The sequence below is a fragment of the Bacillus sp. BB081 genome (assembly GCF_008368895.1).
GTDB classification, from domain to species: Bacteria; Bacillota; Bacilli; order Bacillales; family Bacillaceae_G; genus Bacillus_A; species Bacillus_A wiedmannii.
The window spans coordinates 18,919-40,601 of record NZ_QOZX01000047.1 but is presented as its reverse complement, the minus strand read 5'-3'; the positions used below and the strand labels follow the sequence as shown (position 1 = coordinate 40,601).

The window sequence follows — 21,683 nt, the reverse complement described above, 5'->3', positions numbered from 1 at the left end:
AAATGGCAATGGAAAAAACGTTAAGAACTTGTGAACAGGGACATGAGTATTATAAAAGTAGCGATTGTCCAACTTGCCCAGATTGTGAGAAAGAAAAGAAACCTAAAACAGGATTTCTTTCACTTCTGTCATCACCAGCACGAAATGCTCTGCAACATCATGGAATTCACACTATAGAAGAACTCTCAAAATACAGTGAAAAAGAGATTTTAAAACTACATGGTATGGGTCCAGCATCTTTGCCAAAGCTTAGAAAGGCTTTGGAGGAGAGCGGATTATCATTTAAATAAAATGAAACAGTAAACAGTGGAGTTTTTTGATAATCTTGAATGAGATAAAAGAAAAAAGTAGGAGAATATCTCCTACTTTTTTTACGCTGTTCCGATCTGATCTTGATCGGCCACATCAGAATCAAACGTATTTGTTGCACTAACACCACTAAACGTATTCACGACAAATCCAACATTGGAAGCTCCAGATCCATTATACGCTTTCGTGTTTTCTTTCGGAGATACGTTATAAAAATCTCCTAAATTGAAAGATCCATTACTGTTTTGAACGACAAGGTTTCCAACAACAGAAGGCATACCATCCACCTACTTTTCTAAGCTTTTTAATTACTATATGAATTATTGTGCGGAAGGTTCATCCGTAATATATTGGCGGATTTGCATAATACGAGAGTTATTAAAAACATAATCAACATTTCCAATTTGAAAGCAACCAGAATTTAAAAGTGTTCGCAATTCAACATTGTTTACTTCAATAAAAGGGCATTCATTTACAATGTTTAATTTTACATCTGTCGTTCGTTTTGGGATTGTGATGTGTTCATCTGTAAAGATTTCAAATGCATCTAAGCGACCTTCGCCTTTTATATAACAAGGAATTTCCCTATGGACGGCAAGAGCTCTACTTTTTAATTCCATTTGATTGGCATCTCCAACTTGAAATACGGCACTAATACCTAAAGAAATAATAGAAACATTTTGGACAACAGACACATGATGTAACATAGTTTCTCAGTCTCCTTAACCTGGAGTAGGAGGGACATCTGTGACTAATGGTACAAATGGACCCTCTGTAACAGTTTCAAATGGTGTATCAAGAATAGAAGATAGTATGAGGAAATTTGCATCCCCAATTAAAAAGAGTGCGGACGACGATACGCCGTTCATTTTAATCTGGCCAACTTTTAATTCGCGATTTACAACGTTAAGATTCATACATACTTACTCCTTTCGGAAATTGCCCGGTATGTGTTGAATAAAAGAGAGGAAAGCTTTGTCGATATCATGTTTCATCGCTTGAATAATGATATCTCGTAAATAATCTGGATCTGTTGAAATTCCTTCATAGGATTGCGTTTGTGATAAATAATAAGGAAGTCTATGCTCCATCTGTTTTTTTATGTCATCAACCATCATTTGTCGATACATTTCATCAAGCGGCGTTCTCTCTTCTTGTTCAAAATGGAGAATTCGATTATATGCTTCTTCATCTAAGTAACGATGCATTTCTTGAAGGATGCCTTGGTAAAAATCTGGGTTTGTATCTGTTTCAGGATTTACTTTTAATGTTTCTGTATCCACTTGGAAATCTTCAATTTGCTGTCCTTTTGCTGAAAACGGATTTAAACCGATATTTAAAGTACCATTTAAATTTTCTACTTTTAATTGATCGAATTTGTATTCCACTTTTCCTACAGAAGAGGAGGGGCGATTTTTTAATTCGTTAAGCTCTTCTTGGAGTTGGCGAACTTGATCTTCTAGGTTAAGGATGGTTGCTTGTTGTGCTTGAAGAGCTTGTTGAAGTTGGTGTAAGTAAGTATATATATCTTGATTCATTTTGTGAAACCTCCTTTTCAGTAGGGAGGGTAAAAATATTCCTGCTATATATTTATGACAAGGATGTCTTAAGAAGAACTAGTTGATGGTTTGATAGAAATAATTTGTCCTTTCGCCTGCAATGGGCGAAGGGGCTCTGTAAATCCACCGCTATTTGAGAATTTAGATAGAGCTTTAATACTTCCTGCAGTACCAATTTGGAATACAGAAGAGGTTGTAATGCTATCAATTCTAATGCTATTAATGATGATGCTTTGGTTTACATAAAAATTCAATGCAATCGCCTCCTCTAAGTTGAACCAATTATCGCTTGATCAATTACATCTGAATCATTGACAGTCGTTGCGCTTTGATAATTGTAGACAGAAACGTTATCTCCAACATTAAAAGAGCCGGCCCCAGCAAAAGCGCGTGAATAACTAATAGGCCTAATCGCAAATACATCTCCAATATGAAAAATACCACTTGATCCAATATTGACGATACGAATATGTCCGACCATAGCTGGCATACAAAACACCTTTCGTTTTTAAAATTTTCTTTTCTACTATTGTATGGGCGTTTTCAATAAAATGTGTTTTTTTTTATAAAAGAAACACACACGTTATTGCGTGTGTGTATTGAGTGTTTGATTAGGGTGAAAATCCGTATGTACATGCCAAATTACATTTAAGAGCCTGTCCAGTTCTTGGCTACAATCCACTGTTTTTTGAGAAGTCATTCCGTAGCGTTCAGCAAAATAAATCATTTTTTCACGTTTTTTTTCAATCGCTTGCTCAAACATTGAAATCGGCTCCATCTCTAAATGAAATTTTTAGTATATATGTAGTACATATTATACAAAAAACCAATAAAAAAGAAACACCTTCGCTAAAAAAAGTAAAATTTCTACATTTTATGCCAAATATAAAGGGGTAACGAATAGAATATGAGAAGAATATTGTAAAAATTAGCGTGCATGAGAAGGTTTTTTTCTGACGGATGCGAATACAATTAAAGGTCATGAGTTTTAGGATGGAGAGTGGAAATATTGCGTTTGGTAACGGCGAAAAAAGATGAAAAGGTATTTGTAGGTATTGTGGATGAAGAGGAAGAAAAGGTATTGCATGTAAGAGAAGCGCAAAGACAAAAAGGGGAAAAGGTTACGATTCCGATTACAATGTTAGAGTGTATTGAAAGAGGAACCGAATGCTTTGAAAAAATATGTGATATTGTAAATTGGGCGAAGGAAAATGAAGGGGCGGCGTATTATCCGTTAACTGAGGTGAAAATATTAGCACCAATTCCAAGGCCAAGGAAGAATATTCTTTGCGTTGGAAAGAACTATCGTGAGCATGCGATAGAAATGGGTGGAGTAGAGTCAATTCCAGAAAATATAATGATCTTTACGAAAGCGCCAACGACAGTTATTGGAATGAATGAAAAAATTAATAGTCACCCCCACGCAACGAATGAACTAGACTATGAAGGAGAACTAGCTATCATCATTGGTAAGCGAGGGAAACAAATAAAAAAAGAAAAAGCGCTTGAGCATGTTTTTGGTTACACCATTATAAATGATATAACTGCACGCGACATTCAAAGGAAACATAAACAATTTTTTCTTGGAAAAAGTTTCGATACATTTTGTCCGATGGGACCGTATCTAATTCATAAATCAATGGTTGAAACGCCAAATGCGTTACACATTGAAACAATAGTAAATGGGGAAGTAAGACAAACTTCAAATACAAATAAAATGATTTTTTCAATAGAAGAAATCATTTCAACGATAAGTAAAGGAATGACGTTAGAGCCAGGCGATATTATCGCAACAGGAACGCCAGCTGGTGTCGGAAAAGGTTTCACACCACCGAAGTTTTTGCATGCGGGTGATGAAGTGGTCATTACAGTAGCAGGAATTGGTACTTTGCGAAATGTAGTGAAATGAAGAAAAGGGCTATCTTATTAATAGATAGCTCTTTTTTATGGCCATGGGTTATTGAAAAAATCTAAAATAGCAAAAATATATAATCCGATGAGTATTAACGTACAAATCCCGATTAGCATAACGGCAAGAGAACTTCTTTCGCGGCCAAAACCGATAGCTGTAAGGAAAACAGCAGCCCAAAATGAGATTTTAAGTAGCATGAATGTATGAGGTGTTGAGTAGTACCTGAGTAACGTTATAGATAATAGGAATCCGATGAATGTAATGGAAATGAGAATAGTAGCTAAATAGTTAATATGTTTGCCGTATTTCAAAAGCATACAATTACCCCTTGTAAAATAAACTGAATATTCAATCTAACTTTACAGTAAACTACTAAAAAAAGAAAGAGGTTGCCCTAACATGTAGGACAACCTCTCTATTATTACGATAATACAGCTTTAATTTTTTGGAACGCCCACTCCAAATCTTCTTCAGAGATTACTAGAGGTGGTGCGATACGAATTACATTTTCGTGTGTTTCTTTACATAATAGCCCAGCTGCTTTTAATTGTTCACAGTAAGGACGAGCTGGCTCGTTTAATTCGATACCAATGAATAAGCCTTTACCACGAATGTCAGTAATCATTGGGTTATCAATTTCTTTTAATTGCCCAACTAATTTTTCACCTAATTGAAGAGAACGCTCTGTTAATTTTTCTTCTTCTAACACTTCAAGTGCTGCGATAGAAACAGCACATGCAAGTGGATTACCACCAAATGTAGAACCGTGAGAACCTGGCTCGAATACGCCTAAAATGTCGCGGTTTGCTGCTACACAAGAGATTGGGAATACGCCGCCACCAAGTGCTTTACCAAGTATGTACATGTCAGGAGTTACACCGTCCCAGTCACAAGCAAATACTTTACCAGTACGGCCTAAGCCAGTTTGGATTTCATCTGCTACGAATAAAACGTTTTCTTTTTTACATACTTCAAGAGCTTCTTTTAAGAAACCAGCTGGTGGGATGTTAATTCCTGCCTCACCTTGGATAGGCTCTAAAATGAATGCAGCTGTGTTTGGTGTAATAGCAGCTTTTAACGCTTCTAAATCACCGTAAGGAATTACAACGATGCCAGGAAGCATTGGACCGAATCCACGCTTGTACTCTTCGTTTGAAGACATAGAAACAGCACCCATTGTACGTCCGTGGAAGTTATCTTCACAAACGATAATTTCAGCACGATTTGCTTCTACTTTCTTCACATCATAAGCCCAGCGGCGAGCTGTTTTAATTGCAGTTTCAACAGCTTCTGCACCTGTATTCATTGGAAGTACCATTTCTTTATTAGTTAGTTTCGCAACTTTTTCGTACCAAGGACCTAATTGATCGCTATGGAAAGCACGAGAAGTTAACGTAACACGATTAGCTTGGTCAATTAAAGCGTTAATAATTTTTGGGTGACGATGACCTTGGTTTACTGCAGAATATGCACTTAATAAGTCCATATAGCGATTTCCTTCAGGATCTTCTACCCAAACGCCTTCTGCTTTAGAAATAACGATCGGAAGTGGGTGATAGTTATTTGCTCCGTATGTGTCTGTAAGTTCGATAATATCCTTAGTTTGAATCATGATTGTTCCCCCTTTTGTTATTACAAGAAGTTTGTAAATACTCTAAATATTATATCATTTAAATGTAAAAAAGCGAAACATTTCCTGAAAATAAATGAACATGTTATCATATAGAGTGAAAAAGTGTGAAAAGAGGAGGTAGGGGATACGATGGTACATATGCATATTACAGCATGGGCGTTAGGTTTAATTTTATTCTTCGTTGCGTATTCACTTTATTCAGCAGGAAGAAAAGGTAAAGGTGTACATATGGGGCTTCGTCTTATGTACATTATCATTATTGTGACAGGTTTCATGTTGTACATGGGTATTATGAAGACTGCAACAAGTAACATGCACATGTGGTATGGTTTAAAAATGGTAGCTGGTATTTTAGTTATCGGTGGAATGGAAATGGTTCTTGTAAAAATGAGCAAGAACAAAGCAACAGGGGCAGTTTGGGGACTATTTATTGTTGCATTAGTAGCAGTATTTTACCTTGGACTGAAATTACCGATTGGCTGGCAAATATTCTAATAAAAAATAAAACCACCTTATAATCTCAAAGACTTGGGAGATAAGGTGGTTTTTTTTACTTTATGTTGCATCGATATGCAACTCTTCTCCGTTTACTTTCGTAAAACGAAACATGTTTTTATTTGACGTAGCGTGACGAACGAAATGGTGCTGCAATGTACAAATCATCTCTTCGTTATCAAATAAAAGAATATTTACTCCTTCGCATGCTTCCTCTTTCGGTAGGAAAGATAAATAATTATGACAATACATGCAATCATATAAAGAGTAATGAAGGGATTGCAATGATTCGGTTAATAATGTAAAGACAGAGTCAGGTAATTCCTCAAGCCATTCCGTATAGCTAAGAAGTAATTTTTTTCGAATTCGTATCATTTCTCCGTTTTGCAAATGGTGCTGTTCGTTGGCGATTTGTAGTACATCTTGTTCATAGAAACGAGCTGGTAGCCAGTTGTTGTTATATAAAATCTCAAAGCCATCTTCGACAATATCTTCTAATAAAAAAGCTTCATCATTTTCATCATCAAAGAATACCCATTCATTGTTTATATATTCTACATTACCGACTGTATGAGCGCGTGGCTGGTTATATAAAATATGGTTACGTTGTATCATATATGATTTCTCCTTTATAAAAAGTAGTTATTTCTGTTATAGACAGTTCGGGCATTCTTTATAACTAGACACACCTAGACATAGGTGGGCATACAATAACACACGTTTTACTGAGTGAAAATGCTATTCCGTATGTGGATAGTACGTTATCGTCAAGTTTTTCATTTTTTTGATCCGCACCTCTAAGGTGTGGATTACTGCTCGTTTAGGAAAAGAAATAAGATGGAAGGATGATTCGTATGTGCGGGATTACAGGATGGGTGGATTATAAACGCTCATTAGAAGGAGAACGGGACGTCGTTACGAAGATGGCTGAGACGTTAGCGAAGCGTGGCCCGGATGATAATAAAGTTTGGATTAAAGGCAATGTCGCATTTGGGCATAAACGGTTAATCGTTGTTGATCCTGAGGGTGGTAAACAACCGATGACTTGTTTAAAAGATGAAACGAATTATGCAATTTGCTATAACGGTGAATTGTATAATACAGAAGATATTCGAAAGGAATTATTAAGAAGAGGATATACGTTCAAAGGTCATTCTGATACAGAGGTGCTATTAGCGTCGTATATTGAATGGAAAGAAGAATGTGTCGATCATTTAAACGGTATATATGCGTTTGCTGTATGGGATGAACAGAAGGAACAAGTATTTATTGCACGAGATCGACTAGGTGTAAAACCGCTATTTTATAAATATGATAGTGGGCGATTACTATTTGGTTCAGAGTTAAAAGCGATATTAGCGCATCCAGATGTGAAGGCAGAAGTAACGTTAGAAGGGTTATCCGAAATATTCGGTCTTGGACCGTCTAGAACACCTGGTCATGGCATTTATGCTGGTATAAAAGAATTACGTCCAGGGCATGCGATGACATTTTCAAAGAACGGTTTATGTATATGGAGATATTGGAATGTAGAAAGCAAAAAACATGAAGACTCCTTTGAAGAAACAGTAGAGAAAACACGCTTTTTATTACAAGATGCGATTACAAGGCAGCTCGTTTCTGATGTACCACTATGTACTTTTCTATCAGGCGGTGTAGATTCGAGTGCGATTACAGCAATTGCTGCGAAAGAATACGCAAGGTCAGGAAAAGGGCAATTACACACATACTCTGTTGATTATGAAGATAATGACAAATACTTTAAAGCGAATGCGTTTCAGCCGAATTCAGATGCGCCATTTATTCATTTGATGACTGAGACGTTTCAAACAAACCATCATCGCTGCGTCATTTCAAATGAACAATTAGCACAGTATTTAACAGAAGCGGTACTCGTTCGTGATTTGCCTGGTATGGCAGATATCGATTCCTCATTATTATGGTTTTGCCGCGAAATTAAACAAGATTTTGTCGTCGGTTTATCTGGGGAATGTGCAGACGAAATATTTGGTGGTTATCCGTGGTTTTATAGAGAAGATGATTTACAATCGAGTGCATTTCCGTGGATGCGCTCTACAGAAGCGCGTGAACAACTGCTAAAGAAAGAATGGAGAAATAAATTAAACTTACAACAATATGTACAGCAGCGTTATGAAGAATCTATTCAAGAAGTTCCTGTTTTAGAGGGAGAAAGCCCAATTGAAGCAAAGAGACGACAACTATTTTACTTGAACATGGTATGGTTTATGACAACATTATTAGACAGAAAAGACCGTATGAGTATGGGGGCAAGCTTAGAAGTACGTGTTCCATTTGCGGATCACCGACTTGTCGAATATGCGTGGAATATTCCTTGGGAAATGAAAATGTATAAAAACCGCGAAAAAGGTCTATTGCGTAAAGCGTTAGAAGGATTACTTCCAAATGACATCTTATATAGAAAGAAGAGCCCGTATCCGAAAACCCATAATCCGCATTATACAAAAGCGGTAACAGTATGGCTACAAGATTTATTAACAGATAAAGGCTCAATTTTGCACGAACTATTTGATAAAGAACAGCTGAGTGGATTAATTGAGTCAGGTGGCAGTGCATTTCAATCCCCTTGGTTCGGTCAATTAATGACTGGTCCGCAGCTTTTAGCTCATTTAGCGCAAATTCATGTTTGGTTTAAAGAGTATGGGGTAAATATTAAAGAATAGAAGAAAAGCGACTTGCATAAAAGTAAGTCGCTTTTCTATTAAATAAATTGTCATATAAAATTCAAAACCATATTAGAAATAATACTTATTTAGAATAATTATTTTGACGTACTTATTATTAGTTGTTATAATTGGAAACAAATGTTCTTGAAAAAGACTCTCATTTATAAAATTGAGGTGTTATATAGATGACGAAGAAAAAAATAGGTTTACTCGTAATGGCGTATGGAACGCCAGAATCATTAGATGATGTAGAAGCGTACTATACACATATTCGCCACGGGCATAAACCTTCAGAAGAAGCACTCCAAGACTTAATCAGACGCTATAAAGTGATTGGCGGAATTTCACCACTTGCAAAAATTACGAAAGAGCAAACGCATAAATTAACAGATTCTATGAATAATATATTTACAGAGTATGAATTTACTTGTTACTTAGGCTTAAAACATATTGCTCCATTTATAGAAGATGCAGTAGAAGAGATGAAACGCGATGGAATTGAGCAAGCGATTAGTATCGTATTAGCACCGCACTATTCTACATTTAGCATTAAAGCGTATAATGATCGTGCTATTCGTCTTTCAAAAGAAATCGGTGGTCCTGTTATTGAAGCGATTGAACAATGGTACGATGAACCGAAGTTTATTTCGTATTGGGCAGAGCAACTAAAAGAAACATTTACAAAGATTGAAGATAAAGAGAAAGCAGTCGTAATTTTTTCAGCACATAGTTTGCCAGAGAAAATTATTGCAGCAGGGGACCCTTATGTGGAGCAATTGCAGCATACGGCAGATTTAATTGCGAAGGCTGCCGATATTCGAAACTATACAACGGGTTGGCAAAGTGCTGGAAATACGCCTGACCCATGGATTGGCCCGGATGTGCAGGATTTAACGAGAGATTTATTTGAAAAGCATGGTTATGAATCTTTCGTATACTGTCCGGTTGGGTTTGTAGCAGAGCATTTAGAAGTTTTATATGACAATGATTACGAATGTAAAGTTGTAACTGATGAATTAAACGTGGCATATTTTAGACCAAATATGCCAAATTCACAATCTGTATTTATCGATTGCTTAGCTGAAATTGTTTCCAAAAAAATGAAGGAAGTAGTTGACAAGAATTTAGTTTTGAATAATAATTAGTTTATAATAATTTTAAATAAATAATAATTACCATGAAAGAAAGAGGAGGATCCCACTAGATGAATCCAAATAATCGCTTAACAACAAACCAAGGTGCTCCAGTTGGAGACAACCAAAATTCTCGTACAGCTGGTCGCCGTGGACCGGTATTATTAGAAGACTATCATTTAGTAGAAAAACTTGCGCACTTTGATCGTGAACGTATTCCAGAGCGTGTTGTGCATGCACGTGGTGCAGGTGCTCACGGTGTGTTCGTAACGAAAAACAGCATGAAGCAATATACGAAAGCAGCATTTTTACAAAATGAAGGAACTGAAACGCCTGTATTTGTTCGTTTCTCAACGGTTATTCATGGTCAAGGTTCTCCGGAAACGGCTCGTGATCCACGTGGGTTCGCTGTTAAATTTTATACAGAAGAAGGAAATTACGATATCGTAGGTAACCACTTACCAGTCTTCTTCATTCGTGATGCAATTAAATTCCCTGATATGGTGCATTCTTTAAAACCAGCACCTGATACAAATGTTCAAACACCAGATCGTTACTGGGATTTCATGACGTTAAGTCCGGAATCTACACATATGATGACGTGGGTATTTTCTGATTACGGTACACCAGCAAGCTATCGTGAAATGGAAGGTTTCGGTGTCCATTCATTTAAATGGATTAATGCAGAAGGTAAAATCGTCTACATTAAATATCACTGGAAACCACAGCAAAGTGTACGTAACTTAAGTGCAAAAGAGGTGCAAGAAGTACAAGGAAAAGACTTCAACCATGCAACTCGTGACTTGTTCGATGCAATCGAAAAAGGAAATTATCCGAAGTGGGATTTACACGTGCAAGTGATGCAACTAGATGAAACGGATTCTTTAGACTTTGATCCACTAGACCCAACGAAAGTATGGCCAGAAGATCGCTTCCCGTTAATTGAAGTAGGGACGATGACGTTAAATCGTAACCCGAAAAACTTCTTCGCTGAAGTAGAACAAGTGGCGTTCTCTCCAAGTGCAACTGTAAATGGTATTGAACCATCTGAAGATAAATTATTACAAGGTCGTTTATTCTCTTATCCAGATACACAGCGTTACCGTCTTGGTGCGAACTACTTACAAATTCCTGTAAACTGCCCGTACGCAGCTGTTCATAATCAACAACGTGATGGTGCGATGCAAATCAATCAAAACCCATCTACAATTAACTACGAACCGAGCCGTCATACTGAAAATCCAGTTGAAGACCCAACTTACCGCGATTCAACTATGAAAGTAGAAGGCTATGTATCTCGTGAAAAAATTGACAAACCAAATGATTTCAAACAAGCAGGTGAGCGTTACCGTTCATTCTCTAAAGAAGAGCAAGACAATTTAATTGCAAACTTAACAAATGACTTAAAAGACGTAAATGAGCGCACGAAATTACTAGCTATTTGTAACTTCTTCCGTGCAGATCATGATTACGGTATGCGTTTAGCGCAAGCGTTAAATGTTGATATTACGCAATATGTGGGAAATGCTCCGAAATAAATAGAAAAAGACGACCGGGTTTCGGTCGTCTTTTTATGTGTAAAATAAGCTTTACACGGGGTGTTTTTCATTTTCGTCATGTCGGAATTTGTTGGTAAATCGATATTCTGTGTCGAAACGTCGATATAATGAAAGAATCGCTGATATATTTAAAAAATCGTCGATATATCCGAATAATCATTGATATATTCATGAATATACCAACTAGGGTATACCACCGACAGTATAATAAAAAGAGATGCAATCTACTACTAATAGATTGCATCTCTTTTTTTAGTTCACTCGCTCTGTATACTCATAAGCTTTCTCTCCGTGCATCGAAATATCAAGTCCCATATGTTCTTCGTGTTCATCTACCCGAACAGGGAGGAAGAAGTTAATCGCTTTAATAATGGCGTACGTCATTATGATCGTGAATGCATATGTTGCGCCGATTGCTACCAGTTGTTTAAATAGTAAAGCAGCGTTTCCGTAAAATAATCCGTTAGCGCCATCAGCATTTACAGTAGTAGTTGCAAAGAGTCCTGTTGCAATACCGCCCCAAGTTCCTCCGATGCCGTGACATCCGAATGCATCAAGTGTATCGTCGTACCCAAATTTCGTTTTTAAGAAGAAGACAGCACCGAAACATAATACGCCGCCAATTGCTCCGATAAGAAGGGCGGAGAAAGGTGTAACGAACCCGCAAGCTGGTGTAATAGCGACTAGACCGGAAACTACACCACAAGCAGCTCCCATCGCAGTCGGTTTTGATTGGAAGAACCATTCTGAAAGCATCCAAGTTAATGCAGAGGCAGCAGCGGCTATATTTGTATTAATAAATGCAGTTAAAGCTACGTCGTTTAAAGATAATGCACTTCCGACGTTAAAACCGAACCAGCCGAACCATAGTAAGCCTGCGCCTAACATTGTGAATGGTAAATGGTGAGGAGAAGTACCGTTTATGTTTTTTCGTTTTCCAAGGAAAATAGCTAATACAAGGCCGGCGACCCCAGATGTAATATGAACGACATTACCGCCAGCGAAGTCTAACGCGCCGAGTTCTCTTAGCCATCCGCCAACGCCCCATACCCAATGAGCGACAGGATTGTAAACGATTGTTGTCCATAGAAGGATGAAAATAAGGAAAGCAGAAAATCGCATTCTTTCGGCGAATGCACCTGAAATTAAAGCGGGAGTTAAAATGGCGAACATGAGTTGGAACATCATAAATAAATTGTGAGGAATAGTAGATGAGTAGTCTGGATTTGGTGCGTAGGTAACTCCGTTTAAACCGAACCAATCGAGTGTACCGATAAGTCCGTGCCAATCTGGTCCGAATGATAAAGAATAGCCGATCACAATCCACTGAATCGAAACGATAGCCATTGCACTATAACTATGCATTGTCGTACTGAGTACGTTTTTACTGCGAACCATGCCCCCATAAAAAAGTGCCAATCCTGGTGTCATTAACATGACCATTACTGTCGTTACAAACATAAAAACCGTATCTCCTGTATTCATTCTCTCTCCTCCTATGATGTTAGAAAAAATAACATCGATTTGTTATGTTTCATATCATATTCGAAATGAAATGAAAAATCAACTAAAAATTCAGAAAACTTTATACTTCATGTTAGAAAATCTAACATGAAGTATTTTGAGGGAATGAAATCAACGTATGTGATTCGCTCTGAAAATTGGTATAATATTCTTACAATTAAAAAACATGGGGGATGCGTGTGAGGAAAATACGGACTAGGAAACTATTTATTTGTTTTTGTTTAGCTGTCGTTTTGTTTGTGCCAATACATACGTTTGCAGATGAAAAAAGAGAGTGGCGAGACGAAGTCGTATATTCCATTATGATTGATCGCTTCAATAATGGAGAACCGAAAAATGACAAACAGTTAGAAGTTGGCAATTTAGAAGGATATCAGGGTGGAGATATAAGAGGGATTATAAAAAGACTGGATTACATAAAAGAAATGGGTTTTACGACTGTTATGCCTTCACCGTTTTTTGAAAGTGGAAAGTACGATGGGTTAGATGTGCAAAATTTTCAAAAGGTAAATGAACATTTCGGAACAGAAAATGATGTGAAAGAACTTGTACAAGAAGCGCATGCAAAAGGGATGAAAGTTATATTCCAATTTCCGCTTGGAGAAAACGAACAACAAGTTATCGACGCGATGAAATGGTGGATCAAAGAAGTCGATTTAGATGGAAGTTATGTGATACATAGTGAAAAAAAGTCGCGTTCTTTCTGGGATGACGTGCAAAAAGATATGCAATTGATAAAGAAAGATTTTCGTATTATGACAAAGGAAGATAGTGGATATAACGAAAAAATAGTAGAATCGTTTTCTAAAGTGGATGTATCGGTGAAACCTTTATATGATGTGAGTAAAAAAGAAGGGGAATCCGTTACATTTTTAGATAATCAAGATACAAAAAGGTTTGCCCGTATTGCAAAAGAGAATATGAATTATCCACCATCTCGTTTGAAACTAGCCCTTACCTATTTATTAACATCACCAGGTATTCCGAATTTTTATTACGGGACTGAAATTGCATTAGATGGAGGGGATACCCCGGATAATAGACGATTAATGGATTTCAAATCAGATGAAAAATTTGTGCAGCACATAACGAAACTCGGTGAGCTTAGACAAGCGAGACCATCTTTACGCCATGGAACGTTTGAGCTTTTATACGATAAAGATGGAATGAGTGTACTGAAACGAAAGTATAAAGATGAAGTAACATTAGTAGCGATTAATAATACGAAAGAAACACAAAAAGTTGCTTTACCTGTAAGTGCAATTGGCGAAAAACAAGAGTTACGAGGATTGTTAGAAGATGAAATTATAAGAGAAGAAAACGGGAATTTTTATCTCGTTTTAAAGCGTGAAGAATCAAATGTATATAAAGTTAACGGGGAAACAGGTGTGAATTGGCTATTTATCTCTTTAATCGTCGGTGTGAACGTATTGTTTATTGCGTTTTTAATTGTTGTTAAAAAGAGACGGAAATGAGTAATGGATGTGTGTTCTTAATAAGTACGAAAACTCTTCTGCTGAGAGGGGACAGGCTAAGGAGGGATACTTTCTCCCTAGCCTGTTTTTCTGTGAAGTAAGACTCTTGCCTCAAAATGTAGCTGAGCAAAGAAGTGAAAAGACCGATAGAAGAAACAATAATTGCAACTATATTGATTTTACATTACATTAAAGGATGAAAAAATATTCTGATACTCATTGAGGGCTATATTTGGGGAGGAAAAATGGAATTTTACGATTTGGGTATTACCATTAAAGAACTTAGAATGAAAAAGAATATATCACAATCCGAATTGTGTCATGGAATATGTTCGCAAAGTCAAATTAGCAAAATAGAAAAAGGTATGATTTATCCATCTAGCATATTGTTATATCAGTTATCTGAAAGACTTGGTATTGATCCAAATAATATTTTCGCACTAACGCAAAATAAAAAACTAAAATATGTAGAAAATGTAAAATATGTAATGAGAGATTGTACAAAGCAAAAACAATATAATGAACTTTACGAAATAGTGAAACAAGAGAAAAACGAAAATAATTTCCAGTTAAAAGAAGATAAACAATTTCTAATATGGCATGAAGCCATTGCTATATTTCATGTAAATAAATCAATAAAAACTGCTTTAAATCTTTTAAATAGTGCACTAAAACTAACTGTAACGAATGTTGATTTTTTATCAGAAAGAGAAATAGATATTATGCAGTCGATGGCTATATTTCATTGGGCAAATAAAGAGTATGAAAAGAGTATTACTATATTAAGAAGGTGTTTAGCTAATTTTAATAAGTTAGATTTTCCTAGAGATAAAGAGATTAAATTAAAAATCATTTTTAATTTAGCGAAAATTTTAGGTCTTGCAAATCAACATGAAGAGGCAATAAAATACAATGATATGGGGATTAAATTAGCTATTAATCTAAATACTTTATATTTATTAGGTGAATTATATTATGGAAAAGCTTGGAACTTGCTAAAGCTAGAACAATATAATGAAGAAGATGTGGCTGACAACATGAAAAAAGCATTATTTATCTTTGAACTAACAGAAAAAGAAAATCTAATAAAAATGGTTAAAGAAAAATATTTTGAAAAACAAAATAAAAAATGATTCATAATTTCTGATGAATATCTTATTAATTTCTATAAAAAAAGGCACCTTACGGTGTCTTTTTATAACTTATATCATCAATTATTACATTTTATAGGTTTCTTATACCAAGCTTTGTTGATGTATTTACACTTCGCAGGTGTTGAAGTTTTAGGTGTATCCTCGGGTGTAGTTATATTATTAGAACACCCTGCAATATATAGACAGAATGTAGTTAATAAAAAACATAGTATTAATTTCTTCAAATAACCACTTCTAACTCTTGTTTAATTAACATTTTTTCATAAAATAAATTCCTTACTAATTTTACATTACATGAAAGGGTGGAAAATATTCTTATACTCATAATTTGTTACATTTGAGTGGGGAGGGAGGTTTTTGCGCCGATTATTAAAAGGACCTTCTTCATTTATGCATAATAATTAAATACTCATTCTCTACCGCTAAAAAGAAAAACATCTCTACACAGAGGATGTTTTTCTTTTTAGCGGTAGTTAATAAATTGTACGTCAATCGGTAAGTCAGCACTGCGAACTGCTGCGATAACTGCTTGTAAGTCATCACGGCTTTTCGCTGTAACACGTACTTGGTCATCTTGTACTTGTGTTTTTACTTTTAATTTCATTTCTTTAATGATGTTGTTAATTTTTTTCGCGTTATCTTTATCGATACCTTGTTGAAGTGTTGCGCGTTGGCGAACAGTGTTACCAGTCGCAGCTTCAACTTTTCCGTAATCCAAGTTTTTAATTGGAACGTTACGTTTTACAAGTTTAGAAATTAGAACGTCTTTTACTTGGTCTAATTTGAACTCATCGTCAGAAGTTAAAACTAGTACTTCTTTTTCTAATTTAATATCACTTTTACTTCCTTTAAAGTCATATCGGTTTTGGATTTCCTTTAATGCGATGTTAATTGCGTTTGTTACTTCAGGTAATTCTACTTTCGAAACGATGTCAAAAGAACTATCTTTTGCCATAGTTAGCACCTCCAAATAAATTTCTATCTTTTCATGCACCTAAATAGGCTATGTAATATACATATTAAAGTATAGCGGAAAATACATCGATTAGATAGAGTGTTGCAACTTAAGTGTTTTGACGGATCATCTGTAGGGTAATATAGTCCTATAGATAAAGTCTTTATTTAATTATAGTGAATTTTGGGCAGTTGGACAAATAAAGGAAAAATCGTGTTATAATTAACTTTTGTTTGGAATGATAAAAAATATAAAAAAGTTAATTATATATATAGAAGGGAATTAAAAAATATGTATTTACAATTAGGATCGATTGAACAGGTAACTGTTTTACGCGAAACGGAAATCGGCTATATGGTTGGGAATGAAGAAGAAGAAATCTTCTTACATAAAAACGAATTAGTTGGAGAAATTGCAGAAGGCGATACGATTGATGTATTCTTATACCTTGATCACCAAAATCGTATTTCAGCAACAATGAAGGAGCCGCTTATTACAACTTTTGATTGGAACTGGGTAAAGGTTGTAGAAGTTATTCCTAGTTTAGGTGTGTTTGTTAATATTGGTGTATCAAAAGATATACTAATCCCAGCTGATGAGTTCCCGATTTATATGCCAGTATGGCCAGAGGTTGGAGACGAATTATATTGTACGTTAAAATTAACGAATCGTGATCGCCTTATCGCTCTTCCGGCAAGAGACAGTGATATGCAAGAAATTATCGTAGATGCGACGCCATCTATGCGTAATAAAAACGTCAATGGACGTGTGTATCGTTCACTTCAAGTTGGTTCATTCATACTAACTGATGAGCATTTCCGTGCTTTCTTACACCATACTGAAAGAAAAGAACAAGTCCGCATCGGTGAACGTGTAACAGGTCGTATTATTGACGTGAAAGATGACGGTACAATTAATATTTCACTTCTTCCTCGTAAAGAAGAAGGAATGGAAGATGATGCTGCAGTACTTTATGCATATATGGAAGAACGAGGCGGAGCGATGCCGTTTTGGGATAAGAGCAACCCAGAAGACATTAAAGAACGTTTCAATATGAGTAAGGCTGCATTTAAGCGTGCACTTGGTAAGTTGATGAAAGAAGAGAAGGTTTACCAAGAAGAAGGTTGGACGTATTTTAAAAAGTAAATTAAATAAAAAGCACCGCCTTATTTTGCTGTAAAAATAAGGCGGTGCTTTTTTAATTCCCTTGCTCATGCGCAAGAGTAAACGTATTTTCCAAGTCACTATCATTTATTTTAATATTTGCTTTTTTTAATTCCTTTTGTATTAACTTGTGACTGAATGTAGGATCGGCAATACGTTCTGCTTCTAAGTTTTTACGAATAGAGTCTTTCACTTCATCATAAGGCTTTAAATCTTTTTTATCAGTTAATTTAATAATGTGATAGCCGTTTGGTGATTTAACGGGATTGCTAATTTGTCCGACTTTTAGTTTGTAGGCAGCTGTTTCAAATTCAGGCGCCATTCTGCCGGAATTGAAGTATCCAAGGTCTCCACCTTTATCTTTTGATAGTAGATCTTGTGATTCTTGTTTTGCTAATTCTTCAAATGAAGCGCCAGCATCTAATTTTTTCTTTATTTCTTTCGCTTCATTTTCGTCACTTACTAAAATATGACTCGCTTTAATTTCTGGTTTATAGTGGTCTTTCACGTCTTTTTCTGTAACACTTTTCTTAATTGCTTCATTCATAGCAAGTTTGAACTTAATTTGATTTTTGAAATCAGCTTCATCTTTTAAACGATTGTTTTCTAGTACAGCTGTGAATTGATCGCCGTATTGCTTTTTCGCTTTTTGTACTTCTTTATCTACATCATCGTCAGATACTTTATATTTTTTCGTGATAACGTCTTGTGCCATCATTTCGTATAGCATGTCTTTTCCGTAACGATCTTTCAACTGTTTTTCGAAGTCGCTCTTCTTAATGGTTGAGTCTGTTGCTGTAGCGACTGTAGCTGAGCTGTTTTTTTGTCCACAAGCAGCTAGCATTAATATACTTATTAGTGCAGTAATAATGAAAATGTGTTTCCCTCTCATGCCAACACCTCATCCGAATATGTTATCGCTATTGTAGAATATAGAAGTGAACATGAAGTGAATTTTTAATGTTTTTTCCCTGTAAAATGTAAAAAAAGTACATCAACAATATTGTTGATGTACGATGGAATCAAAGGTGATCGGTCTTTTTAGAATAGGAACGCTTACCTTGCTGAATATTTTTTTGTTCTTGCTCATTTTTTTGTGTACGCTTTGCATTATTATCGCGTGCTTTTTTGTCGTTATCACTCGTATGTGGCATATGTATCAACTCCATTTCTAAACGTTGTACGTTTATCATTTCCTTTTTCGTAAAGACTATGTATAGCAGTGCATTCATGAATAATAAAGGTGGATTCGAAATGGATTTGAAGTTGAATTATACCGAACTTATAAAGAAGTTAATCGTTGTAATCGTCGCAGGTTTGTTAAACGCGATTGGAATGAATTTATTTTTAACGCCAGCGAAAGTGTACGCGAGTGGCTTTGCTGGATTGTCCCAATTGTTATCGCAAATATTAGGTGACTTTTTATCTATTCACATATCAACGGGGATATTGTTTAGCTTGTTTAATATTCCCGTCGTTATTTTAGCATGGAAAAAGGTTGGAAAGGCCTTTACTTTCTTTAGTTTTCTTTGCGTCATATTTATGACTTTGTTTCTAGAAATTATCCCGGTTAGAGCAGTTTCGAACGATATTATATTAAATGCGATTTTTGGTGGGATTATTTCAGCAATTGGGGTAGGGATTGCGTTGAAGTGGGGGGCTTCTACAGGTGGTTTAGATATAATCGCCATGATTTTATCAAAGATTAAAGATAAGCCTGTCGGTACGTATTTTTTCTTCTTTAATGCACTGATCATTATTGCGGCTGGCTATGTGTATGGATGGGAAAAAGCATTATATACTTTGGTGACTTTGTATGTGTCAACGCGAATTATCGATGCGATTCATACGCGTCATGTGAAAATTACAGCACTAATCGTTACGAAGAATGGGGCAGATGTACGAAAGGCGATTCATTCTCGCTTAGTGAGGGGAATTACAACTATACCGGCAACAGGCGCTTATACAAATGAAAATAAGGAAATGTTAATGATTGTTATTACGCGTTATGAGTTATATGAATTAGAAAGGGTTATTAGGCAAGTGGACCCAGGTGCATTTACAAACGTATTACAGACGGTTGGGGTGTTTGGCTTGTTTCGAAAAGATTAAAGAGGACCAAAGCTGGTCCTCTTTTTTAATGTAAATTCGTAATGTTTTGTAACTGCTCTTGCATTTCGCGTAGCTGAACTTTTTCAGCTGTTGAAGAGTTTGCATAAGCAGAGTGCAAAGCGTTTTTTGCCCTATATACGAGATCTTGTTGCTCAGTACCGCTTGAACAAGATACGGCATTTGCAACGGCATCTCTAGCTTGTTGGAATAGTAAGTTCCCCATTTAAACCCCTCCAAAAGAAGAGTTACTTCTCGCTTTTTCTGCCTCAGCTAATGTACCTCTGTACGGGAATCTTGCATCATGCTTCATAACAGCATCGGCTCCTTGTTGGATAAAACGTTTTGATTTGTTCTTTTTACCCATTCGAAAAACCCCCTTTATTTAGCTGAAAACAATCGACGCGATAATCTGGCGTCTAATAATAGTATGAGCGTTTGGCGAGAAACTATAAGCAGGGAATTTTTAGATTATAATCCAAGAACCTCTTCTAAATATAGCGCAATACCATCTTCTTCATTCGTTAATGTCGTATGATTTGCGAGTGATTTTAATTCAGGAATTGCATTACCCATTGCGATGCCATGACCAGCAAATTCAATCATTTCAAAGTCGTTATCTTCATCACCGAAAGCGATAATTCGCTCTTGTGGAATGTTGTAATGACTAGAAATTTTTTGTAATCCGACAGCTTTATTTAACCCGCTTTTTACGATTTCAATAATCGGCCAAGGTGCGCCCCATTTTCTATGGTCGATTACTTCAGCGTGCATATCAGTTAAATGTTGACGAATTGCACTGGAATGCTCGTCATGTGCGTCAATTAATAAGCAGGTTGGATGATCGTTTAAAATATTTAATAAGTCTCCTGTAAAAATATTTGGAGAACCGAATTCGAAAATATGTTTTTTATCTTCATCAATTTCACGAACATACACATCGTCCATTACTTCAGCGTATATATTTTTCACACCAAAATCAAAGCAAGCTCGGACAATTTCTTGGGCTGTTGCTAGCTCAAGAGGAGAGTGATGTGTTCCCCACTTTGAATCAAGAGGATGATGTACGTAAGCGCCATTAAAGTTTACGATTGGTGTGTTAAGACCAAGTTCTTTATAGTAATCAAAACTAGCACGGAATGGACGTCCTGTTGAAATAACGACAATATGTCCTTGTTCCTTTGCTTTTGCAATTGTATGTTTTGTTCGAGTGGAAATTATTTTGTTGTCTGTTAATAAAGTGCCGTCTAAGTCTAATGCGATTAAATGCTGTTTATTCATAATTTCACCTCTTATAATAATTTTTTTGTTTCTATCTATATTTCCGTTTTTAATATGCAGAAATAAGAGGTTAAACTGGGTGAGAACACCAAAGATGGAAAGTTCACTATATATCCATCTTACGTCGCAAAGTGCTGCGGTGTCTACTATTTCTCGCTGGAAATTAAGAAAAGTCAACATCTTTTTAGAAAGTTCAAAAAATGTTTCTTTCATTATATACAAATTGTGAAAAGGGTTACATTGCTCGTGTGATGAGGCTTATAATGAACATGTAATCTTCTCGTATATGTTTGACTCTCCTTTGAAGCTGGCCTATAGTAGGTTGGTTTCTTTTTTTTCTACAAATAGGAAAGAAATCCCTTCCTAAGCTTGTATCATTTATGTATATGTACAAGAACGAAATGTAGTACTTGTTTCCTAAACATGACAGAAAAGCTTTCTTTTAAAATGGATATACTAATGAGGCAAAGACGTCATGGAAGGAGAATGGAAATGGGACAAAATCGCAGGTTTCGTTCTGGACAAAAAGCGCCAAACGATGGCATTTACGTAGAAATTGGTGAAACAGGAAGTATGGTAAAAGATCCGCAAATGGTGAAATTAACTGCGGGTGAAAAGTTTCCAGATAACGCGAATCATAACCGTCAGTGGACATATAAAAGAAAACCGTAACAGGAGCCGCAATCATTATTGCGGCTTTTTTGTCGTTATGCATT

28 protein-coding genes are annotated in these 21,683 nt (G+C 35.9%); 11 read left to right on the top strand and 17 right to left on the bottom strand.

Features of this window, described 5'->3' with window-relative positions:
• Positions 1 to 2 precede the first annotated feature (2 nt).
• Positions 3 to 290 carry an RNA polymerase alpha subunit C-terminal domain-containing protein gene (locus DN394_RS20130; RefSeq protein ID WP_001240558.1) on the top strand — a complete coding sequence of 96 codons (288 nt, stop codon included), beginning with the start codon at positions 3 to 5 and terminating at the stop codon, positions 288 to 290.
• Positions 291 to 371: 81 nt separating this feature from the next.
• Here the strand turns inward: DN394_RS20130 and gerPF are convergent, their stop codons facing one another.
• The 7 genes from gerPF to DN394_RS20095 all read right to left on the bottom strand — a co-directional run bounded on the left by gerPF (position 372) and on the right by DN394_RS20095 (position 2,631).
• A complete protein-coding gene (gene gerPF, locus DN394_RS20125) occupies positions 372 to 587 on the bottom strand; it encodes a spore germination protein GerPF (protein WP_001141570.1) in 216 nt (71 codons plus the stop codon).
• Positions 588 to 629: 42 nt separating this feature from the next.
• Positions 630 to 1,016, bottom strand: coding sequence for a spore germination protein GerPE (locus tag DN394_RS20120; RefSeq protein ID WP_046958325.1), 387 nt, complete (start codon positions 1,014 to 1,016; stop codon positions 630 to 632).
• A 15-nt stretch (positions 1,017 to 1,031) separates the two neighbouring features.
• Entirely contained in the window at positions 1,032 to 1,226 is a 195-nt protein-coding gene (gene gerPD, locus DN394_RS20115; RefSeq protein ID WP_001052804.1) for a spore germination protein GerPD, read from the bottom strand.
• Between the two features lie 6 nt (positions 1,227 to 1,232).
• On the bottom strand, positions 1,233 to 1,847 hold the full coding sequence (gene gerPC / locus DN394_RS20110) for a spore germination protein GerPC (RefSeq protein WP_001070746.1): 615 nt from the start codon (positions 1,845 to 1,847) through the stop codon (positions 1,233 to 1,235).
• A gap of 68 nt (positions 1,848 to 1,915) precedes the next feature.
• Positions 1,916 to 2,122 carry a spore germination protein GerPB gene (gene gerPB / locus DN394_RS20105; protein ID WP_001012513.1) on the bottom strand — a complete coding sequence of 69 codons (207 nt, stop codon included), beginning with the start codon at positions 2,120 to 2,122 and terminating at the stop codon, positions 1,916 to 1,918.
• A 14-nt stretch (positions 2,123 to 2,136) separates the two neighbouring features.
• Positions 2,137 to 2,358, bottom strand: a complete 222-nt coding sequence (gene gerPA / locus DN394_RS20100; protein ID WP_001111187.1) for a spore germination protein GerPA — start codon at positions 2,356 to 2,358, stop codon at positions 2,137 to 2,139.
• A 93-nt stretch (positions 2,359 to 2,451) separates the two neighbouring features.
• The gene (locus DN394_RS20095) at positions 2,452 to 2,631 is read right to left on the bottom strand and encodes an aspartyl-phosphate phosphatase Spo0E family protein (protein ID WP_000462847.1); all 180 of its coding nucleotides are present in this window, start codon (positions 2,629 to 2,631) and stop codon (positions 2,452 to 2,454) included.
• A 246-nt stretch (positions 2,632 to 2,877) separates the two neighbouring features.
• On the opposite strand from DN394_RS20095, the gene DN394_RS20090 reads away from it, so the two are divergent.
• Complete coding sequence (locus tag DN394_RS20090; protein ID WP_179953655.1) at positions 2,878 to 3,777, top strand: fumarylacetoacetate hydrolase family protein; 900 nt, start codon at positions 2,878 to 2,880, stop codon at positions 3,775 to 3,777.
• 35 nt (positions 3,778 to 3,812) lie between these two features.
• Here DN394_RS20090 and DN394_RS20085 read toward each other — a convergent pair whose 3' ends face one another.
• Positions 3,813 to 4,097 carry a hypothetical protein gene (locus tag DN394_RS20085; RefSeq protein ID WP_046958323.1) on the bottom strand — a complete coding sequence of 95 codons (285 nt, stop codon included), beginning with the start codon at positions 4,095 to 4,097 and terminating at the stop codon, positions 3,813 to 3,815.
• Between the two features lie 104 nt (positions 4,098 to 4,201).
• Complete coding sequence (rocD, locus tag DN394_RS20080) at positions 4,202 to 5,392, bottom strand: ornithine aminotransferase (RefSeq protein WP_060489299.1); 1,191 nt, start codon at positions 5,390 to 5,392, stop codon at positions 4,202 to 4,204.
• Between the two features lie 150 nt (positions 5,393 to 5,542).
• On the opposite strand from rocD, the gene DN394_RS20075 reads away from it, so the two are divergent.
• Positions 5,543 to 5,908 carry a YisL family protein gene (locus DN394_RS20075; RefSeq protein ID WP_098704878.1) on the top strand — a complete coding sequence of 122 codons (366 nt, stop codon included), beginning with the start codon at positions 5,543 to 5,545 and terminating at the stop codon, positions 5,906 to 5,908.
• Between the two features lie 60 nt (positions 5,909 to 5,968).
• Here the strand turns inward: DN394_RS20075 and DN394_RS20070 are convergent, their stop codons facing one another.
• Positions 5,969 to 6,523, bottom strand: coding sequence for a DUF2777 domain-containing protein (locus DN394_RS20070; RefSeq protein ID WP_000616070.1), 555 nt, complete (start codon positions 6,521 to 6,523; stop codon positions 5,969 to 5,971).
• Positions 6,524 to 6,762: 239 nt separating this feature from the next.
• Here DN394_RS20070 and asnB point away from each other — a divergent pair, with 239 nt between their 5' ends.
• The 3 genes from asnB (at position 6,763) to katB (ending at position 11,284) form a co-directional block, all read left to right on the top strand.
• Positions 6,763 to 8,610 (top strand): asparagine synthase (glutamine-hydrolyzing), encoded by a 1,848-nt coding sequence (gene asnB / locus DN394_RS20065; RefSeq protein WP_098849333.1) that lies wholly within the window; start codon positions 6,763 to 6,765, stop codon positions 8,608 to 8,610.
• A gap of 188 nt (positions 8,611 to 8,798) precedes the next feature.
• Positions 8,799 to 9,758 (top strand): ferrochelatase, encoded by a 960-nt coding sequence (gene hemH / locus DN394_RS20060; protein WP_149294165.1) that lies wholly within the window; start codon positions 8,799 to 8,801, stop codon positions 9,756 to 9,758.
• Between the two features lie 59 nt (positions 9,759 to 9,817).
• Entirely contained in the window at positions 9,818 to 11,284 is a 1,467-nt protein-coding gene (gene katB, locus DN394_RS20055; RefSeq protein WP_001069188.1) for a catalase KatB, read from the top strand.
• Between the two features lie 273 nt (positions 11,285 to 11,557).
• Here katB and DN394_RS20050 read toward each other — a convergent pair whose 3' ends face one another.
• Entirely contained in the window at positions 11,558 to 12,790 is a 1,233-nt protein-coding gene (locus DN394_RS20050; RefSeq protein ID WP_046957003.1) for an ammonium transporter, read from the bottom strand.
• Between the two features lie 212 nt (positions 12,791 to 13,002).
• On the opposite strand from DN394_RS20050, the gene DN394_RS20045 reads away from it, so the two are divergent.
• Together DN394_RS20045 and DN394_RS20040 are read left to right on the top strand one after the other, a co-directional pair.
• Complete coding sequence (locus tag DN394_RS20045; RefSeq protein WP_046958318.1) at positions 13,003 to 14,304, top strand: alpha-amylase family glycosyl hydrolase; 1,302 nt, start codon at positions 13,003 to 13,005, stop codon at positions 14,302 to 14,304.
• 245 nt (positions 14,305 to 14,549) lie between these two features.
• Complete coding sequence (locus tag DN394_RS20040) at positions 14,550 to 15,437, top strand: helix-turn-helix domain-containing protein (RefSeq protein ID WP_046958317.1); 888 nt, start codon at positions 14,550 to 14,552, stop codon at positions 15,435 to 15,437.
• Between the two features lie 484 nt (positions 15,438 to 15,921).
• Here DN394_RS20040 and DN394_RS20030 read toward each other — a convergent pair whose 3' ends face one another.
• Complete coding sequence (locus tag DN394_RS20030; RefSeq protein WP_001040146.1) at positions 15,922 to 16,413, bottom strand: YajQ family cyclic di-GMP-binding protein; 492 nt, start codon at positions 16,411 to 16,413, stop codon at positions 15,922 to 15,924.
• Between the two features lie 291 nt (positions 16,414 to 16,704).
• Here DN394_RS20030 and DN394_RS20025 point away from each other — a divergent pair, with 291 nt between their 5' ends.
• The gene (locus tag DN394_RS20025) at positions 16,705 to 17,559 is read left to right on the top strand and encodes a CvfB family protein (protein WP_000281279.1); all 855 of its coding nucleotides are present in this window, start codon (positions 16,705 to 16,707) and stop codon (positions 17,557 to 17,559) included.
• A gap of 52 nt (positions 17,560 to 17,611) precedes the next feature.
• Here DN394_RS20025 and prsA read toward each other — a convergent pair whose 3' ends face one another.
• Positions 17,612 to 18,469 carry a peptidylprolyl isomerase PrsA gene (prsA, locus tag DN394_RS20020; protein ID WP_149294164.1) on the bottom strand — a complete coding sequence of 286 codons (858 nt, stop codon included), beginning with the start codon at positions 18,467 to 18,469 and terminating at the stop codon, positions 17,612 to 17,614.
• Positions 18,470 to 18,599: 130 nt separating this feature from the next.
• On the bottom strand, positions 18,600 to 18,731 hold the full coding sequence (locus DN394_RS20015; protein ID WP_001120852.1) for a DUF3941 domain-containing protein: 132 nt from the start codon (positions 18,729 to 18,731) through the stop codon (positions 18,600 to 18,602).
• A gap of 100 nt (positions 18,732 to 18,831) precedes the next feature.
• On the opposite strand from DN394_RS20015, the gene DN394_RS20010 reads away from it, so the two are divergent.
• The gene (locus DN394_RS20010; RefSeq protein ID WP_149294163.1) at positions 18,832 to 19,689 is read left to right on the top strand and encodes a YitT family protein; all 858 of its coding nucleotides are present in this window, start codon (positions 18,832 to 18,834) and stop codon (positions 19,687 to 19,689) included.
• A gap of 25 nt (positions 19,690 to 19,714) precedes the next feature.
• Here DN394_RS20010 and DN394_RS20005 read toward each other — a convergent pair whose 3' ends face one another.
• The 3 genes from DN394_RS20005 to DN394_RS19995 form a co-directional block, all read right to left on the bottom strand.
• A complete protein-coding gene (locus tag DN394_RS20005) occupies positions 19,715 to 19,912 on the bottom strand; it encodes a DUF3813 domain-containing protein (protein WP_000527398.1) in 198 nt (65 codons plus the stop codon).
• Positions 19,913 to 20,053 (bottom strand): hypothetical protein, encoded by a 141-nt coding sequence (locus tag DN394_RS20000; RefSeq protein ID WP_000516816.1) that lies wholly within the window; start codon positions 20,051 to 20,053, stop codon positions 19,913 to 19,915.
• A 104-nt stretch (positions 20,054 to 20,157) separates the two neighbouring features.
• The gene (locus DN394_RS19995; protein WP_001041225.1) at positions 20,158 to 20,967 is read right to left on the bottom strand and encodes a Cof-type HAD-IIB family hydrolase; all 810 of its coding nucleotides are present in this window, start codon (positions 20,965 to 20,967) and stop codon (positions 20,158 to 20,160) included.
• Between the two features lie 492 nt (positions 20,968 to 21,459).
• On the opposite strand from DN394_RS19995, the gene DN394_RS19990 reads away from it, so the two are divergent.
• Positions 21,460 to 21,639, top strand: coding sequence for a YjzC family protein (locus DN394_RS19990; RefSeq protein WP_000531420.1), 180 nt, complete (start codon positions 21,460 to 21,462; stop codon positions 21,637 to 21,639).
• Positions 21,640 to 21,683: the final 44 nt, after the last annotated feature.

Bases quoted from the DNA above. Each gene is read 5' to 3' on its own strand.
- DN394_RS20130 (WP_001240558.1), top strand. From the start codon at position 3: ATGGCAATGGAAAAAACGTTAAGAACTTGTGAACAGGGACATGAGTAT.
- gerPF (WP_001141570.1), bottom strand. From the start codon at position 587: ATGCCTTCTGTTGTTGGAAACCTTGTCGTTCAAAACAGTAATGGATCT.
- DN394_RS20120 (WP_046958325.1), bottom strand. From the start codon at position 1,016: ATGTTACATCATGTGTCTGTTGTCCAAAATGTTTCTATTATTTCTTTA.
- gerPD (WP_001052804.1), bottom strand. From the start codon at position 1,226: ATGAATCTTAACGTTGTAAATCGCGAATTAAAAGTTGGCCAGATTAAA.
- gerPC (WP_001070746.1), bottom strand. From the start codon at position 1,847: ATGAATCAAGATATATATACTTACTTACACCAACTTCAACAAGCTCTT.
- gerPA (WP_001111187.1), bottom strand. From the start codon at position 2,358: ATGCCAGCTATGGTCGGACATATTCGTATCGTCAATATTGGATCAAGT.
- DN394_RS20095 (WP_000462847.1), bottom strand. From the start codon at position 2,631: ATGTTTGAGCAAGCGATTGAAAAAAAACGTGAAAAAATGATTTATTTT.
- DN394_RS20085 (WP_046958323.1), bottom strand. From the start codon at position 4,097: ATGCTTTTGAAATACGGCAAACATATTAACTATTTAGCTACTATTCTC.
- rocD (WP_060489299.1), bottom strand. From the start codon at position 5,392: ATGATTCAAACTAAGGATATTATCGAACTTACAGACACATACGGAGCA.
- DN394_RS20075 (WP_098704878.1), top strand. From the start codon at position 5,543: ATGGTACATATGCATATTACAGCATGGGCGTTAGGTTTAATTTTATTC.
- DN394_RS20070 (WP_000616070.1), bottom strand. From the start codon at position 6,523: ATGATACAACGTAACCATATTTTATATAACCAGCCACGCGCTCATACA.
- asnB (WP_098849333.1), top strand. From the start codon at position 6,763: ATGTGCGGGATTACAGGATGGGTGGATTATAAACGCTCATTAGAAGGA.
- hemH (WP_149294165.1), top strand. From the start codon at position 8,799: ATGACGAAGAAAAAAATAGGTTTACTCGTAATGGCGTATGGAACGCCA.
- katB (WP_001069188.1), top strand. From the start codon at position 9,818: ATGAATCCAAATAATCGCTTAACAACAAACCAAGGTGCTCCAGTTGGA.
- DN394_RS20050 (WP_046957003.1), bottom strand. From the start codon at position 12,790: ATGAATACAGGAGATACGGTTTTTATGTTTGTAACGACAGTAATGGTC.
- DN394_RS20045 (WP_046958318.1), top strand. From the start codon at position 13,003: ATGCGTGTGAGGAAAATACGGACTAGGAAACTATTTATTTGTTTTTGT.
- DN394_RS20040 (WP_046958317.1), top strand. From the start codon at position 14,550: ATGGAATTTTACGATTTGGGTATTACCATTAAAGAACTTAGAATGAAA.
- DN394_RS20030 (WP_001040146.1), bottom strand. From the start codon at position 16,413: ATGGCAAAAGATAGTTCTTTTGACATCGTTTCGAAAGTAGAATTACCT.
- DN394_RS20025 (WP_000281279.1), top strand. From the start codon at position 16,705: ATGTATTTACAATTAGGATCGATTGAACAGGTAACTGTTTTACGCGAA.
- prsA (WP_149294164.1), bottom strand. From the start codon at position 18,469: ATGAGAGGGAAACACATTTTCATTATTACTGCACTAATAAGTATATTA.
- DN394_RS20015 (WP_001120852.1), bottom strand. From the start codon at position 18,731: ATGCCACATACGAGTGATAACGACAAAAAAGCACGCGATAATAATGCA.
- DN394_RS20010 (WP_149294163.1), top strand. From the start codon at position 18,832: ATGGATTTGAAGTTGAATTATACCGAACTTATAAAGAAGTTAATCGTT.
- DN394_RS20005 (WP_000527398.1), bottom strand. From the start codon at position 19,912: ATGGGGAACTTACTATTCCAACAAGCTAGAGATGCCGTTGCAAATGCC.
- DN394_RS20000 (WP_000516816.1), bottom strand. From the start codon at position 20,053: ATGGGTAAAAAGAACAAATCAAAACGTTTTATCCAACAAGGAGCCGAT.
- DN394_RS19995 (WP_001041225.1), bottom strand. From the start codon at position 20,967: ATGAATAAACAGCATTTAATCGCATTAGACTTAGACGGCACTTTATTA.
- DN394_RS19990 (WP_000531420.1), top strand. From the start codon at position 21,460: ATGGGACAAAATCGCAGGTTTCGTTCTGGACAAAAAGCGCCAAACGAT.